The 14,477-nt window shown below is 65.7% G+C and carries 15 protein-coding genes and 1 tRNA gene; 11 read left to right on the top strand and 5 right to left on the bottom strand.

Annotation, left to right across the window (positions count from 1 at the left end):
* Positions 1–113 precede the first annotated feature (113 nt).
* From AC239G_RS15760 to AC239G_RS15750, 3 genes are read left to right on the top strand one after another with little or no spacing between them, the layout of a single operon-like run.
* Complete coding sequence (locus AC239G_RS15760) at positions 114–1,622, top strand: sodium:solute symporter (RefSeq protein WP_139468016.1); 1,509 nt, start codon at positions 114–116, stop codon at positions 1,620–1,622.
* The gene (gene murQ, locus AC239G_RS15755; protein WP_139468017.1) at positions 1,619–2,668 is read left to right on the top strand and encodes an N-acetylmuramic acid 6-phosphate etherase; all 1,050 of its coding nucleotides are present in this window, start codon (positions 1,619–1,621) and stop codon (positions 2,666–2,668) included. The genes AC239G_RS15760 and murQ overlap by 4 nt, the downstream gene beginning before the upstream one ends.
* The gene (locus tag AC239G_RS15750; protein WP_139468018.1) at positions 2,665–3,744 is read left to right on the top strand and encodes an N-acetylglucosamine kinase; all 1,080 of its coding nucleotides are present in this window, start codon (positions 2,665–2,667) and stop codon (positions 3,742–3,744) included. The genes murQ and AC239G_RS15750 overlap by 4 nt, the downstream gene beginning before the upstream one ends.
* Before the next feature lie 7 nt (positions 3,745–3,751).
* Here AC239G_RS15750 and AC239G_RS15745 read toward each other — a convergent pair whose 3' ends face one another.
* On the bottom strand, positions 3,752–4,258 hold the full coding sequence (locus AC239G_RS15745) for a GNAT family N-acetyltransferase (protein WP_219922212.1): 507 nt from the start codon (positions 4,256–4,258) through the stop codon (positions 3,752–3,754).
* Between the two features lie 312 nt (positions 4,259–4,570).
* On the opposite strand from AC239G_RS15745, the gene AC239G_RS15740 reads away from it, so the two are divergent.
* The 4 genes from AC239G_RS15740 (at position 4,571) to AC239G_RS15725 (ending at position 8,637) form a co-directional block, all read left to right on the top strand.
* On the top strand, positions 4,571–6,178 hold the full coding sequence (locus tag AC239G_RS15740) for a glycosyltransferase family protein (protein ID WP_180345562.1): 1,608 nt from the start codon (positions 4,571–4,573) through the stop codon (positions 6,176–6,178).
* Between the two features lie 239 nt (positions 6,179–6,417).
* On the top strand, positions 6,418–7,809 hold the full coding sequence (locus tag AC239G_RS15735) for an FAD-dependent oxidoreductase (protein WP_181270790.1): 1,392 nt from the start codon (positions 6,418–6,420) through the stop codon (positions 7,807–7,809).
* On the top strand, positions 7,806–8,375 hold the full coding sequence (locus tag AC239G_RS15730) for a GNAT family N-acetyltransferase (RefSeq protein ID WP_482400770.1): 570 nt from the start codon (positions 7,806–7,808) through the stop codon (positions 8,373–8,375). The genes AC239G_RS15735 and AC239G_RS15730 overlap by 4 nt, the downstream gene beginning before the upstream one ends.
* Positions 8,376–8,385: 10 nt before the next feature.
* Positions 8,386–8,637: a PspC domain-containing protein gene (locus tag AC239G_RS15725; protein WP_139468021.1), complete on the top strand. Its 252-nt coding sequence runs from the start codon at positions 8,386–8,388 to the stop codon at positions 8,635–8,637.
* 14 nt (positions 8,638–8,651) lie between these two features.
* On the opposite strand, the gene AC239G_RS15720 is transcribed toward AC239G_RS15725, so the two are convergent.
* On the bottom strand, positions 8,652–9,653 hold the full coding sequence (locus tag AC239G_RS15720; RefSeq protein WP_434591666.1) for an aldo/keto reductase: 1,002 nt from the start codon (positions 9,651–9,653) through the stop codon (positions 8,652–8,654).
* Between the two features lie 101 nt (positions 9,654–9,754).
* On the opposite strand from AC239G_RS15720, the gene AC239G_RS15715 reads away from it, so the two are divergent.
* On the top strand, positions 9,755–10,594 hold the full coding sequence (locus AC239G_RS15715) for a helix-turn-helix transcriptional regulator (RefSeq protein WP_482400769.1): 840 nt from the start codon (positions 9,755–9,757) through the stop codon (positions 10,592–10,594).
* Positions 10,595–10,654: 60 nt separating this feature from the next.
* Positions 10,655–10,867, top strand: coding sequence for a hypothetical protein (locus tag AC239G_RS15710; RefSeq protein ID WP_039209588.1), 213 nt, complete (start codon positions 10,655–10,657; stop codon positions 10,865–10,867).
* Positions 10,868–10,887: 20 nt separating this feature from the next.
* Here the strand turns inward: AC239G_RS15710 and AC239G_RS15705 are convergent, their stop codons facing one another.
* From AC239G_RS15705 to AC239G_RS15695, 3 genes are all read right to left on the bottom strand, one after another.
* A complete protein-coding gene (locus tag AC239G_RS15705; protein ID WP_434591660.1) occupies positions 10,888–11,367 on the bottom strand; it encodes an RDD family protein in 480 nt (159 codons plus the stop codon).
* 230 nt (positions 11,368–11,597) lie between these two features.
* Positions 11,598–11,670 (bottom strand) — tRNA-Lys (locus AC239G_RS15700).
* A gap of 143 nt (positions 11,671–11,813) precedes the next feature.
* The gene (locus AC239G_RS15695) at positions 11,814–12,752 is read right to left on the bottom strand and encodes a hypothetical protein (protein ID WP_434591657.1); all 939 of its coding nucleotides are present in this window, start codon (positions 12,750–12,752) and stop codon (positions 11,814–11,816) included.
* A gap of 175 nt (positions 12,753–12,927) precedes the next feature.
* Here AC239G_RS15695 and AC239G_RS15690 point away from each other — a divergent pair, with 175 nt between their 5' ends.
* A complete protein-coding gene (locus tag AC239G_RS15690) occupies positions 12,928–13,515 on the top strand; it encodes a hypothetical protein (protein WP_229663966.1) in 588 nt (195 codons plus the stop codon).
* Between the two features lie 340 nt (positions 13,516–13,855).
* Entirely contained in the window at positions 13,856–14,476 is a 621-nt protein-coding gene (locus tag AC239G_RS15685; protein WP_101543807.1) for a DUF47 domain-containing protein, read from the top strand.
* Position 14,477 lies beyond the last annotated feature (1 nt).

The raw sequence follows: 14,477 nt of genomic DNA, 5'->3' as shown, positions 1-14,477 counted from the left end.
TGGCCGACTGAACCGCGGCCGCCACCGGCATCGCCCGCCCGGCCACACAAACGAACGCACCTCCTGACCACCGATCAACCGACACACTCCACACCCCCAACAAGGAGAGACCAATGCAGATCATCGACCTCCTGGTGATCATCGCCTATCTCGTCGCAACGGCGTGGCTGGGACTGGCACTGAGCGGCAAGCAGAGCAGCCTCAAGGGCTACTTCCTCGGCGGGCGCGACCTGCCGTGGTGGGCCGTCTGCCTGTCCGTCGTCGCCACCGAGACGAGCGCGCTCACCGTCATCGGCATCCCCGTCATGAGCTACCTCGGCGACCTCAACTACCTGCAGCTCGGACTCGGCTACATCCTCGGCCGCGTCATCGTCGCCTACTTCATGCTGCCGCGCTACTACGACGGTGAGATGATCACCGCGTACGCCTACCTGGGCAAACGTTTCGGCCAGTCGACGCAGACCACGGCCGGCGTGACCTTCCTCTTCACCCGACTGCTCGCCGACGGCATCCGCGTGCTCGCCGCGGCCATCCCGCTCAAGGTCATCCTCGACGGGCTCGGCATCCACACGAACTACTTCGTCATCATCGTCGTCCTCTCGCTTGTGACGATCGTGTACACGTTCATCGGCGGCATCAAGGCCGTCGTCTGGGTCGATGTCGCGCAGATGATCCTCTACGTCCTCGGCGGGATTCTCGCGATCATCATCATCTCCGCATCGATCGGCGGCGGATGGCTCGCCGAGGCGGTCGAGGCCGGAAAGACGAACATCTTCGTCTTCGAGGGCAACCCGATCTCTGCGGACACCTCGTTCATCCCGTCGGTGCTCGGCGGCGCCGTGTTCGCGATGGCCTCCCACGGTTCCGATCAGCTCATCGTTCAGCGCCTGCTGTCGTGCCGGTCGAAGCTCGAGGCACAGAAGGCCCTCATCACCTCCGGATTCGTCGTGGTCGTCCAGTTCGCGATCTTCCTCGCCGTCGGCCTGGCTCTCTGGGCGTACTACGATCACGCGCTGCCTGCCGACCTCGGGCTGACCCGCGACGACGAGATCTTCCCGCTGTTCATCATCGAGGGCCTGCCCACGGGAATCTCCGGACTGCTGCTGGCCGGCATCCTCGCCGCCGCGATGTCGACGCTGTCGTCGTCGCTGTCGGCCCTGTCGTCCTCGACGGTCAACGACGTCTACGCGAAGCTCAAGCGCACCCCGATGACCGACGAACAGGGATTCAGGGTCGGCCGCTGGGCGACGATCGGCTGGGGGATCGCGTTCATCCTGCCGGCCACGGTCTTCGAATCCGACTCCGGCAACATCGTCATCCTGGCTCTCGGCATCGCCGGTATCACTTACGGCGGTCTGCTTGGCGCGTTCGTCTTCGGCATCGTCAACAAGCGGGCTAGGGCCGTCGACGCGAACATCGCCTTCGCCCTGGCCGTGGCCGTCAACGCGTTCTTCTTCGTCATGGAGAAGTACGTCACCGGCGAAGTGTGGGTGGCGTGGCAGTGGTACCCGCTGCTCGGCGTCATCGTCACCTTCATCGTCGGCGGCCTGCTGGGTCTGCGCCACAAGACCACAGTCGAAGAGCCCACCATCGCCGAGGCGGAAGGAAGCCCCCGTCCATGACCTCCTCCCAGCCGGGCTCAGCCCGCCCGACCTCGCCGACGTCGGAACCGAACCCGCCGACGTCTGAAACGGCACCGCCGGCCGGCCGGCCGCTGTCGCCGACCGAGCAGCGCAATCCGGCTAGCTCCGGCCTCGACGACCTCGACACCCTCGGGGTGCTCAAGGTCCTCAACGCCGAAGACCACGCCGTCATCGACGCGGTGGCCGCAGCCCTGCCGCAGCTGGCCGAACTCGTCGACATTGCCGCTGACCGCATGCGCCGAGGCGGCCGCGTCCACTACTTCGGCGCAGGCACCTCGGGGAGGCTGGGCGTCCTCGATGCGAGCGAGCTCCTGCCGACGTTCAACCTCGAACCGGGCCGGGTCATCGGGCATATCGCCGGTGGTCAGGCGGCATTGGTCAATGCGGTGGAGAACGCCGAGGACTCCGGGGCCGACGGAACCGCGGCCGGTGCCGAGCTCGGACCCGACGATGTGGCCATCGGCATCGCCGCGAGCGGGTCGACCCCGTACGTCGGCGGGGCGCTCGACGCGGCGCGGGCCAACGGCGCCCACGCTGTGCTCATCTCGAACAACCCGTACGCCTCTCTGGCGGAGAAAGCCGATGACCACATCGTGCTCGACACCGGCCCCGAAGTGATCACCGGATCGACTAGGCTCAAGGCCGGCACCGCCCAGAAGCTCACCCTCAACGGGTTCTCGACCGCGCTCATGGTCGCTCTCGGCCGGACCTGGGACAACCTCATGGTCTCCGTCGTCGCGACGAACGCGAAGCTGCGCGAGCGCACTGTGCGCATCCTCCGCGAGGCCGCTGACCTGGGAGACGCCGACGCGCGGGCTCTGCTCGAGAGCTGCGATGGCGATCTCAAGACCGCTATCGTCGTCTCCTTCACCGAGGCGGCCCCCGCCCTGGCCGCGTCGACTCTGGAGTCCCATGATGGTTCGGTCAGGGCCGCGATCGCCGAGCTTGTCGGGACGAAGAAACCGGTCGGCTCGGACGACGGTACGGACTCGGAAGGTTCCGGCCCGGGTACCGTGGGCGCATGACCCTGATCCTCGGCATCGACATCGGCGGCACCGGCAGCCGAGCCGCGCTCGGTGACGTTGGCGATGCAACTGACCATCGTGGCAATGCCGTTAGCAGACCGGGCATCGCTGACGGCGGGGGCTTCGTCCCACGCATCATCGACCAACTCACCGGCCCGCGGATCGAGATCGGGCCGAGCGGCAGCAACGTCCTTCACGTCGTCCGCGAACTAGTGAGAACGGCCGCGGAGACCTGGCCCGAACGTTTCCCCGAGGTCAGCAGCATCGGAATCGGTGCGACCGGCATCGCCTCCCTCGCTGAGGATCCGTCCGACGTTCTCGCCGAGATCTCCGGCGAGGTCGGGGTGCCCGCAGTCGCCGCGATCGATGCCGTGACCGCCCACCTCGGTGCTCTCGGTGGGGCCGGTGGGGCGATCAGTGTGCTCGGCACCGGGGCGATCGCCATCGCCCATCCGGGTCCGGACGCTGACGGCAAATGGACAGCAGACTGGTCACGAGCCGATGGCTGGGGACACCTTTTCGGCGATCGCGGGGGAGGAGCGTGGCTGGGACGTCATGGTCTCGAACTCGCTTTGCGCACTCAAGACGGAATCGACGAACACGGCCGTGCTTTGCTCGAGGCAGCCACCCGACGCTTCGGCCCACCCGCCTCGTGGCCGGCACAGTTCTATACCCGCAGCGACCGGGCCGGACTCCTCGCCGAAATCGCCGTTGACGTCGCTGATTGTGCCCGGGCCGGCGACACAGCATCTGCCGACCTGCTCCGTGAAGCTGGTCAGGAAGCGGCCCGCAGCGCGCTCGCCGCAGCTCGTTCCGTGCGAACTGACACTGACTCGTCAACGGTAGCCACCGAGGCCTTTCCCACTTCCAACTCCGCGACCCGCATCGCTCTCACCGGGGGAGTCGCGGCCGCCGGCGATCACCTCGTCGAGGGATTCCGCGCCGAAGCCGCACGACTGGATCCGACCATCACCATCGTCGAGCCCGCAGGCGGACCATTGGATGGGGCACTCATGCTCGGTCACCTCGGTGCCGGTGGGACACTGGGCGCACAGGACAAGGTCCTCTGGACCTGATTGGGCGTCAGTCGCCCCTGGCCTGCCGCACCATCCGCACCTCGCGCACCCCGTCGTACTCGTCGGTCTTGACCGTGCCGTCGGGGACGAACCCGTTCTTCGAATAGAACGCCTGCGCGCGGGGATTCGGATCCGCCACCCATAGCGCCGTCGTCACGGACGGATCGACGACGGCGTCGAAGAGATCCTGGCCGACGCCCGTGCCGTGCATGGCTCGATAGGCGTAGAGAACGTAGAGATGCCGGTCTTCGACGCTTCCGTCGGTTTCCGGCGGTCCGCACATTGCAATGCCGACGATCCGGCCATCGGATTCGGCGACGGCGCAGGTGTACTTCGACGGAGCAGCCTCGTCGAGGATCTGCGTCCACATCTGTCGGCGTCGATCGACGAGGTCCGGAGCATCGAGGAGTTCGTCGGGCATGATCCCGCGGTAGGTCTCACTCCAGGTGTCGACGTGGACGCGCGCCATTCCGGCGACGTCGGCAATGACTGCGGGGCGGACTGCAAATGTCATGAAGCGACTCTACCCCCGAGTGCCGATCATTCTCCTGGCCAACGACCATTCACAGCACATGCTGGAGCCCCGGTCGTCGGCACGAAATATTCACCTGACCTGCATCTGCCGACAAACAGCTGTCCAGCCGGGGCACCCAGGATCGAGAGAGTGAGAGCGAACCGCGAACCAGTCACCTCCGTCGAATCGCCAACCTCCGGCCACCCACTTCCTCAACCGCTCCGGCCGTCACCACCCGGTCCTCGGAGCTCCGGCAGGGGAGCCTTCTCGTTCGAGCCGACGGCACCACCGCCCTCCGGCCTCGAGCTGCCGATGGGCCCGCGTACCCGGCTGTACCGATTCTTCGAAGCCCTGCCGGCGGCGATCAGCTTCACCGCGGTCGGGCTCGTGTTCGTCCTCCCGTTCGTCGACGCGATGCTCGGAGCGGTCTATGTGCTCTCGATCGTCGGGCTGATGTTCGTCCGGGCGATGCTCGGGGCGATCGACGTCGCCCGCGGGTTCCTTCGCTACCGACGCAGCGCTCGCGTCGACTGGGCGGCACGCCTGACCGACCTCGAGCGGGCCCTGGACGGTCGCCCTTCCCTGGCGCATCCTCGGGGTGGATTCCGTGCTGCCGACCACGCCGCCCTCGTCGCGAAAGTCAGCGCCGATCCGACCTCGATCATGCGTCCATCGACCCTGCGCCACGCGGTCGTCGTGGCCGCGTACAACGAGCCCTACCCAGTCATCGCCGACACCATCCGCACCCTGCTGCACACCTCGACGAAGCCCGAACAGCTCCTCGTCTTCTTCGCTCATGAGGAACGCGGCGGCCCCGCAATGGCCGAGACAGCTCGGCGGCTCGAAGCCGAGTACGGCCACCGCTTCGGGGCCTTCGTCCTCGTCGAACATCCGGCCGGATTGCCCGACGAGATCGCCGGCAAGGGAGCGAACATCACGTACGCCGGATACCACCTGGCCGAATGGGTCCGTGACGAGGCCATCGACCCACGCCTGGTGATCGTCACGAGCCTCGACTGCGACAACATCCCGCACGAGTCCTACTTCGACTGTGTCGCCTACGAATATGCGACCGCGCCGGACCGGGAGCGTCTGTCGTTCCAGCCGATCAGTCTCTACATCACGAACATCTGGGACGTGCCCGCACCATCGCGAGTAGTCGCCAGCGCGAACTGCTTCTGGAATCTCACGACCACTGTCCGCAGGCTCGCACTGCGCAACTTCGCCTCCCACGCGCAGCCGCTGACCGCTCTGGTCGACATGGGCTTCTGGTCGAAGCGGACCATCGTCGAGGACGGTCACCAGTACTGGCGCAGCTGGTTCCACTTCGACGGGGACTACCGGGTCGTACCCATCCACGTCCCGATCTTCCAGGACGCTGTGCAGGCAGGAACGTTCAAGGCCACGATGGTCGCCCAGTTCAAACAGCTCAGCCGCTGGTCGTACGGTGCCTCCGACGTGCCCTATGTCGGAGTGCGCGTCTTCGCCCCAGGAGCCCGCGTACCGTTCTGGCCGGGAGTGCTCCGGTTCTTCTCCCTGCTCGAAGGGCACGTCAGTCTCGCCTCGATCTCGATCATCATCGCCATCGGCGGGTGGATCCCCTTCGTCGTGGCCACGCAGACGGGGCAGGCATCCTCGTTGGTCGAGCGCATGCCGATGACCGTGGGCATCATTCAGCAGATCGGCATGATCGGACTCATCGTCTCCATCATCGTGTTCAACGCGCTGCTGCCCCCTCGGCCGATCCACGTCCCGCGCGAACGCCGCGTGACGATGTGGCTGCAGTGGCTGCTCTATCCGCTCACGCTGCTCGTATTCAATTCCTCGACCGCGCTGTACTCGCAGTGGTGCCTGCTCACCGGCCGCTACCGCGAACGCTTCGACGTCACCGAGAAGATGGCCGGCGGACGCTCCAACTGACCAGGTGCCGGCAAATCAACTGGTTCAAAGTGTGAGTGCCCGGATTTCAGGCTCCTCTCCTGCACTTTGAACCAGTTGTCACCTCCGTCGCCGAGGCGGTCGGTCGGCTGGCCGGAGCGCATACCCTATTTCCGTCGCCCGGTGCGAGGTCTACGCTGGGAACTGAGCCCCAGCGTTCACAGAGTCAACGGTGCCGCCGGTTCCCGGAGCCGCGGTGCCGTCGAGCCGAGGAGAGTGTCATGGCCGACACCGACACCCCACACACTGCCCGCACCGACACCGACACCCCACACACTGCCCGCACCGACACCGAGCATTTCGACTGCATCATCGGCGGAGGCGGGCCTGCTGGAATCGTGGCCGGCCTGCTGCTCGCCCGTGGCGGAGTGAAGGTCGTGGTGCTCGAGAAGCACGAGGATTTCTTCCGCGACTTCCGCGGTGACACCATCCACCCGTCCACTCTGCGACTGCTCGACGAACTCGGCCTTTACCACGAGTTCGCCCGCATTGCTCATCGCCGCGTAGAAGGAGTGACCCTGACCGGGCGAGGCGGCCAGGACATTCTGCTCGCCGATTTCACGCGGCTCAACCTGCCCCATCCGTTCATGACGATCGCGCCCCAGTGGGACTTCCTCAACCTGCTCGCAAAAGCGGGCGAGAACGACTCGAACTTCGACCTGCGGATGGGCGTCGAGGCCGCCTCGTTGATCTGGGACGGAGACCGTGTGGTCGGTCTCCGTGCCCGGAATTCGACCGTCGCCGAGGCGGCCCCACAGTCCGAAGATACCGACGTTCCCCACGGGAAACGTGCTGAACCCGCCACCGACGTTCCCACCCCGGCCACCCTCGAACTCCGCGCACCACTTGTCATCGCCGCCGACGGCAGATGGTCGAAGGCACGCGCCGAGGCAGGGTTGTCCGTGAGGGAACTGCCGTCGACGATCGATGTGTGGTGGTTCCGCATCGACACCGAGGCGGTGCTGCCCGATTCCGTGGCCCCACGAGGTGGGAACGGAAAGGTCTTCGTCGCCATTCCGCGCGACGGGCACGTGCAGATCGCCCGCCTCATCCCGAAAGGCGCGGACGCGCGATTGCGCGCCGAGGGAATCGATGAGTTGCGTGATGCCGTCGCGGAGACCTATCCGCAACTCGCCGCGGACGTCGGCCGGATCGACTTCGATGACGTGAAGCTTCTCGACGTCCGCCGCAATGAGGCCGAGCAGTGGTTCGTCGACGGCCTGCTGTGCATCGGCGATTCCGCACACGCGATGAGTCCGCTCGGCGGGGTCGGAGTCAACCTCGCGGTGCAGGACGGAATCGCCGTCGCCCGGATTCTCGCCGAGCCGCTGCGTGCCGGGTCGGTGGGGACCGCCGAGCTGCGGCGACTGCAGCTGAGACGACTCCCGACCACTCGTGCCGTCGAACTCCTGCAGGCGGGCATCCATCGGATGGTCGAACCCGCCGTTCACGGGCACCGGCCCATCCGCCCGCCGGCGCCGTTGGAATGGCTGCTGAGGACCTTCCCCGCACTCACCCGCATCCCGGCGCGCATCCTCGGCGTCGGCGTCACTGCCGAACACGCCCCGGATTTCGCACGACGCGAGGAACCGGCATTCGAAGGAGCACGATGAGCCAGATCCTCCAACTGCGACCCTTGAATCCCGCCGATGAAACGGTGATGAGGGACTTCCATGAGCAGCTGCGGGCCGACGACTTCGCATTCCTCCAAGCCGAGGGCACATGGGACGACATCATCGCCACCCACGAGCGCGAGGCCCGCGGAATCGATCTCCCACCGGGACGAGTGCGCGCGGAATTCCTCGTCGCCGAGGTGGACGGGCGGCCCGTGGGTCGCACCTCCATCCGATACGAACTCAACGACTTCCTGTTCGATCTCGGCGGGCACGTCGGATATGCAGTCGCCCCGGAATTCCGTCGCCGAGGATACGCCCAGCAGATCCTGTCCCGCTCGGTCGAACGTCTGCGATCGGCCGGAGTCGAGAGCGTGCTCGTCACGTGCGATGACACGAACATCGCCTCGGCAAGCGTGATCGAACGGTGCGGGGGAGTCCTCGAAGACGTGCGCGAAAACAGTGACGGACCGCCGAAGCGGCGTTATTGGATCGGCGCGGATTCCGGTTTTCCTCAATCGGCCTCGACGGTCAGCACTAGTGCCGCGGTGACGGCAGATCCGTAGAGTCGACGACATGAACTCACTATTCGACTCCATCCGCAGAATCGGTTTCCGTCGCGGTCCCGACCGCATCCTCGGCGGTATTGCCGGGGGCCTCGCCGAGGTAACCGGCATCAACGTCTGGATCATGCGGCTCATCGTCCTCGCCTCGTTCCTCCTCCCCGTACTCGGAATCGGCGCTTACCTCGTCGCGTGGATCCTCACTCCGTGGCAGGACAATTCGATCCCGCTGCAGCAGGTCTTCGGCGGTCGCTCGATCGAGTGACACGCCTGAGCTGATCAGCGTTCGCTGTCCAGCTGCGCCATAAGCGCACTCGGGTAGCGATCGCCACGTACCTCGGTTCTGGAGAGGACCTCGTCGATCTCTGCGAGATCAACTGAACTCAGCTCCACCTCGGTGCTGCTCAGTGTCGCTCGTACCTGCTGGACGGTGCGCGAACCGACGACGGGGACGATGTCCTCACCCTGTGCTGCGACCCAGGCGATCGCCAGCTGGGGCAGCGTGATCCCCTTCGCCGAGGCGACCGAACCCAATGCCGATATGATCGTTTCGTTGTGTTCGAGGTTCTCCCCTTGGAAGCGGGGGAACATCGCTCGATTCCCGCCGGTCTTGCCCGCGAACAGTCCCTTCGCCAGCGCCCCGTAAGCAGTGATGCCGATTCCGAGCTCGCGGCAGGCGGCCAGGATCCCATTGGACTCGATGGAACGGGTGAGCAGCGAGTACTCGATCTGCAGGTCGCTGATCGGAGCGACCGTTGCCGCCCTGCGGATCGTCTCCGCACTGACCTCGCTCAATCCGATCGACCGGACGTACCCGGCCTCGACGAGTTCGGCGATAGCCCCCACGGTCTCTTCGATAGGGATATTCGGGTCAAGGCGTGCCGGCCGGTAGACGTCGACATGATCTGCGCCGAGACGTCGCAGCGAGTAGGCAAAGGAGTTTCGGATTGCATCGGGGCGCGAGTCGAAGCCGATGAAGGATCCGTCAGGTGAGAGCACGGCCCCGAACTTGACCGAGAGGATGACGTCGTCACGGCTGCGCTGGCTCAGCGCACGGCCGATGAGCATCTCGTTGTGGCCTGCTCCGTAGAAATCGCCGGTGTCGATGAGGGTGCCTCCGGCGTCGAGGTAGGTGTGGATGGCGGCGATTCCCTCAGCGTCAGAGGTCGGGCCGTAGGCACCGGACATACTCATTGCGCCGAGGCCGGGCGATGTGACGATGGGTCCTGCGGTGCCCAGTCGGCGATGGTCGATGGTCTGCGAGTTGTTTTCAATAGTCATGTCAATGAGTCTGCTCGCATTGAGCGCCGGTGAGAATGCACTGTCGGTCCAGGGACAAGTTGTCCCTGGCTGCTGTCGGGCAGCAGGCAGATAATGGGGCGATGACTGATCGTTCGGGCCTCGCCGATTTCCTCCGCCGTCGCCGCGAGAGCCTGCGACCCGAAGACGTCGGTGTGGGCACCACGGTTCGCCGGCGCACGCCGGGACTCAGACGTGAGGAAGTGGCGATGCTCGCGGGCGTCTCCGTCGACTACTACTCCCGCCTCGAACAGGGCAGAGGAGCGACGCCGTCGGCCGGAGTCGTCAGCGCCGTCGCCCGTGCGCTGCAGTGCGACCGGGACCAGCGCGATCACCTGCTGCATCTCGCAGGACACCCGGTCCCGCCGCGCAGTTCGGACGGGCATATTCGGCCCGGGCTCATCGCCGTGGCGAATCGGCTCGTCGATGTGCCGGCCGTCATTGTCACCGACCTCGGCGAGGTCGTCTGGCGGAACCCGACGGGGCGTGCTCTGTTCGGCGATCTGCCGGAGGAGCCGGGACGTGAGAGGAATCTGATCTGGAAGTGGTTCGAGGACCCGGAGTCACGGCCGATGCCCGAAGAGGACTGGGACAGGATCTCGGCGACACATGTGAGCGATCTGCGGGCGACATACGCCAAGCGGTCGGGTGACCGGCGCGTGCGGGAGTTCATCGCCGACCTCATCGACATCAGCGAGGAGTTCGCCGGACTGTGGGAGCGGCACGACGTCGCGGTTCGCCATTCCGACATCAAAGCGATCGCCCACAAGGACGTCGGTCGACTCGATTTCCGGTGCGAGGTGCTTCTCACTCCCGACGATGACATCTCGCTGCTTGTCTTCTTGCCTCTCGAAGGCACCGAGACAGCGGGTCGTTTGGAGCTGCTCGGCGTCGTCGGGACACAGACTCTGGCCTCGGGGTGAGGTGCGGACCGAGTCAGCACTCGCGGGGAGCACTGCCGACCGATGCGCAAGAATGAAGGCATGAGCGAAAGCGAATCCTCCGCACCGGCTAACCGCTACCCGGCAGCCGACGAGTGGCAGGCGGTCGACAGGTACTTCACCGACACCCTCCTCGGTGAAGACGACGCGCTCATCGCAACACGCAGGTCAGGTGCTGCGACGTCAATGCCCAATGCCGAGGTCGCAGCCAACCAGGGAGCGTTCCGCGGACTCATCATCGCGCGACGACGGTGATCCGTACCCGAGAGCCGGATCTACCAGACCTGTGGAGCCCTGCGGTAATAGACGTCGATCGGATCCAGGTCCAGCGTCGGTGCGTCGAAGATCGTCCAGATGAGGAGAACGACCGTGATCGGGAAGAACGCGATCGCCAGATAGCGCGTCGTGCCCCTCCAGAATCCGACGCGTCTGCCGCTGTGCTTGAGCGTGACGACTCCGCACAGCGCCTGGCCGGGGGAGACGGTGCAGCCGTAGAGGGCTCCGAACACCAGTGCCATCAACGGATAGCTGGCGAGAGCAACTCCAGTAGCAGCATCGAGCGAGATGATTTTGATCCCGGCGAGGGCAATGGCGACACCGACGACCGTACCGGTGCAGAAGAGGACGAAGATCGCGTCGAGGACCCTCGCCCACCAGCGCCGAACCAATGGCGCCGGGGTCAGCGGACTGCGGTTGCGCCAAGGACCAGGGCCGTTGACGGCAAGCCCAGCTTGGGCGCGGTAGTTCGAACTCATTGTGCGTATCCTTCTCGCTGCTGACCGGTCGATGACTCCGACTCTATGCGGTTGCCGGCCCGCAGGGGGTGTTCGTCAGGCAACATCCTGTGCCAGTTCCGGTACAACCCTTCTCGACCGTCCGCGGTCGGTGGGAGAACTGAATCGTCTGCTGAAAATCTGCTGAAAATGATGCACCCCCGAAGCTCGCAGCTTCGGGGGTGCCATGTATCATGCCTGGTCAGGCTAGGTGGGCCCCGTGGGGATCGAACCCACGACCCGCGGATTAAAAGTCCGCTGCTCTACCAACTGAGCTAGAGGCCCCGCCCCATCACAAGCGCAGTACACAGGCCTGTTGACGCATGATGGAGACGAACCAATAGTAGAGGTTCGCGCCCGAATTACTCAAACCAGGAACCGCCGTCGGGAGGGAGTCCGTCGACTTCCTCCCGACGAAGCTCCGCGGCTCACTTCTCCAGTCCGCGCCGATCCTCAGCGGTGTACGTACGAGGCAGACCGTCAGGGGCCTCGAGTTCTTCGGGATCCGTGGGCTCGATGACGTCGGACTCGATGGCCTTGTTCTTCTTGACCTTCCCGAGCAGGGCACGGATATTGCTCAGGCCCGCGAGCAGCTTCCGATCCTTCTTCGGCGCAACGTACTCGGGGTCGGTCTCGATGGGGAAGACCGTCGGCGCAGCACCGAAGGCCTCCTTCGATTCCCCAGCGACCTTCCGCGCCATCTGCGCATTCACCACGGCACCGATGACAGCGCCGACGCCGAAGGGCAGCAGCCGACCGACCAGCGATCCGCCGGCACGGGCGGCGAACTTGCGGATGAAGGTCTTGCGCAGCTTGCGCACGAGCAGATCGACCAGCGGGGCCGGCAGCTGCTTGGTCACGGTGGCGCCCCAGCTGCCGAACATCGACTCCACGCCGCCGTTCTGCTTGCCGAACTTCTGGATGAGGTTCTTCCCGTCCTTGCCCAGCATCAGGCCGAGGACCAGGGCGTTCGCCCGCTTGGCATCGGCCACCGGCAGTCCGTGGATCTCTGCGATGGCCTGCGCAAACAGTGCAGTGCCTTCCAGGAAGCCAGCGGTCTCGACGCTGGCGACACCCAGCGCGGCCGTCGTGCCCAACCCCGGAACGGCGGCGGTCGCACCGACCGCGGCTCCGCCCGAGGTCGTCAGGGTCAGATAGTGCCGGCGAATGATCGTGATGAGCTCTTCGGGGGTCGCGTCCGGATGCCGGCGGCGCAGACTGCGCACATAAGCCAGGGCGACGGGCCGCTGCACGGACAGCAGACGCGACAACATCGACTGGGCGCGGGGATTGAGGGTCCCATCGTCATTGACTGCCAACTTCGCAGCCTTGTCGAGACCCTTCTTCGCCACTGATGATTTTGCCACGAGAGTTCCTCCTCGTTTCGGTCACTCGCGACTGCCGGTCGCAGTCACGAATCAGACTCAAGTTTAATAGCGTCCGTTGTGAGTCCCGGGAGCAGAACCTGACCGTGCGGCGAAAGCCCGAATGTGCTCCACGTCCTAGTCCGCGCACCCTGACAGGGACTAAACTGCCCTGACCATGTCACAGCGCGCATTCCACCGTCCCGTCCCCCTGGCCGACCTCGACTCCGTCGGTGCCGTCGACGATCCCGTCGCCCGTTCGGAGACCTCGCACGCCACCGCGGCACTGCTGCTCGGCGATGCAGAGGGAAACCGCGACGAGGCTGCCACCAGGCGCTTCGTCGAACTCGCCGATGACATCGGCTTCGAGATCATCGCCGAGATGTGGTCAGCCGCTCCCGCCGTCTCCGCACCCGGCGCATTGTGGCGCCTCTACGCCCTGCGCCAATGGATCAAGTCCGCACCTCGCGAACTCGCCGAGATGTTCTCCGACGGCCAACGCCGCGTCACCGAGGGCATCGGCTACGACGAGATCCTCGCCGGCGTCGAACTGCCCGCCGGACCCGACGAAGTGGCCCACGCCATCGACGAGATCCTCGTCGGCGCCTTCCGCGGTGACGTCGTCATTGCGCTGCTGCGCGCCTCCGCCTTCGTCGGCATCTGCGCGGCAGGCGCCGACGACCACGACACCGCCGTCCGCCTGCGCCAGCTCTCCCAAGACCTGTCCGACGCCGCGGTCGCCCATCGCCGAGGCGGCCTCGACTGATCCTCAGCTCGCCGGCAATCCCCTCGCCGAGGCGGCCCCGCCCGACCGAATGAGCGTGGTCCCCGTAGGGACCGGATATTCCCGCCCGACCACGACATCGACTGTGAGATTCTCAACGGACGAAGAGCCGCCTCGGCGGTGGATTCATGAGCATGAACGAGTATCGTAGGGGGTGGCCTTCGGGCCACCGGACGCTGGATCGCTGAAGCCCCGGGCTCCAAATTCAGCCGCTTCGAGCGGCCTTCCGCCGAGAGGCGCTCTCGGTTCAGCGTCCGGCACATATCATTGAGGCATCATGCATATTCGTCCGGCTTGTCCGGGCCCCGGGCAGGAGGAGCGCATGCGGCTCAAGCGGGTACCGCAGGACAAGGTGTTCTATGAGCGGTTGTCCGATCTCGTCTCACAGATGCGGCAGTGCAACCTGGTGCTCGCCGAACTCTCCGGAATCGAAATCAGCGAACGACGCGACGTCGCCGACCGCCTCCGCGAGATCGGGGACAGGGCCGATGAGGACATGGGCGCGATGCTCCGCGCACTGCGCGAGAACTACATCACCCCGTTCGATCGCAACGACCTCTACCTGCTCAGCCACCACATGCGCGATATCTGCCACCGGCTGCACGGAGTCGGATACGTTCTCGCCTCCGGAGCCTTCGACCCGCTGCCCTCCGGCGTCCCCGAGACCCTGGCCGTGCTGTCGAATCAGACTGACCACACCTCGCGGATGATCACCCGCCTGCCGGGCAAGCTCGACCAGTGGGACTACGTCGACGCGATCAACCGGCTGACCTACCAGGTCGAGAGCCTGCAGTGGCGGATGTCGGACGCGGTGCCGAACTCCAAACGGGGACTGACGTATATGGCCGCCGTGTCCCAACTCGGGCAGGCTTTCGTCCGGGCCGCCCACGGGTTCACCGAACTCGGCAAGGTCGTCGCAGCCATCGCGATCAAGGAGTCGTAGT

It is taken from the genome of Brevibacterium sp. Lmc1, from assembly GCF_057654315.1.
Note: the sequence above shows the minus strand (reverse complement) of the source record. Positions and strands in the feature narration are given on the sequence as shown.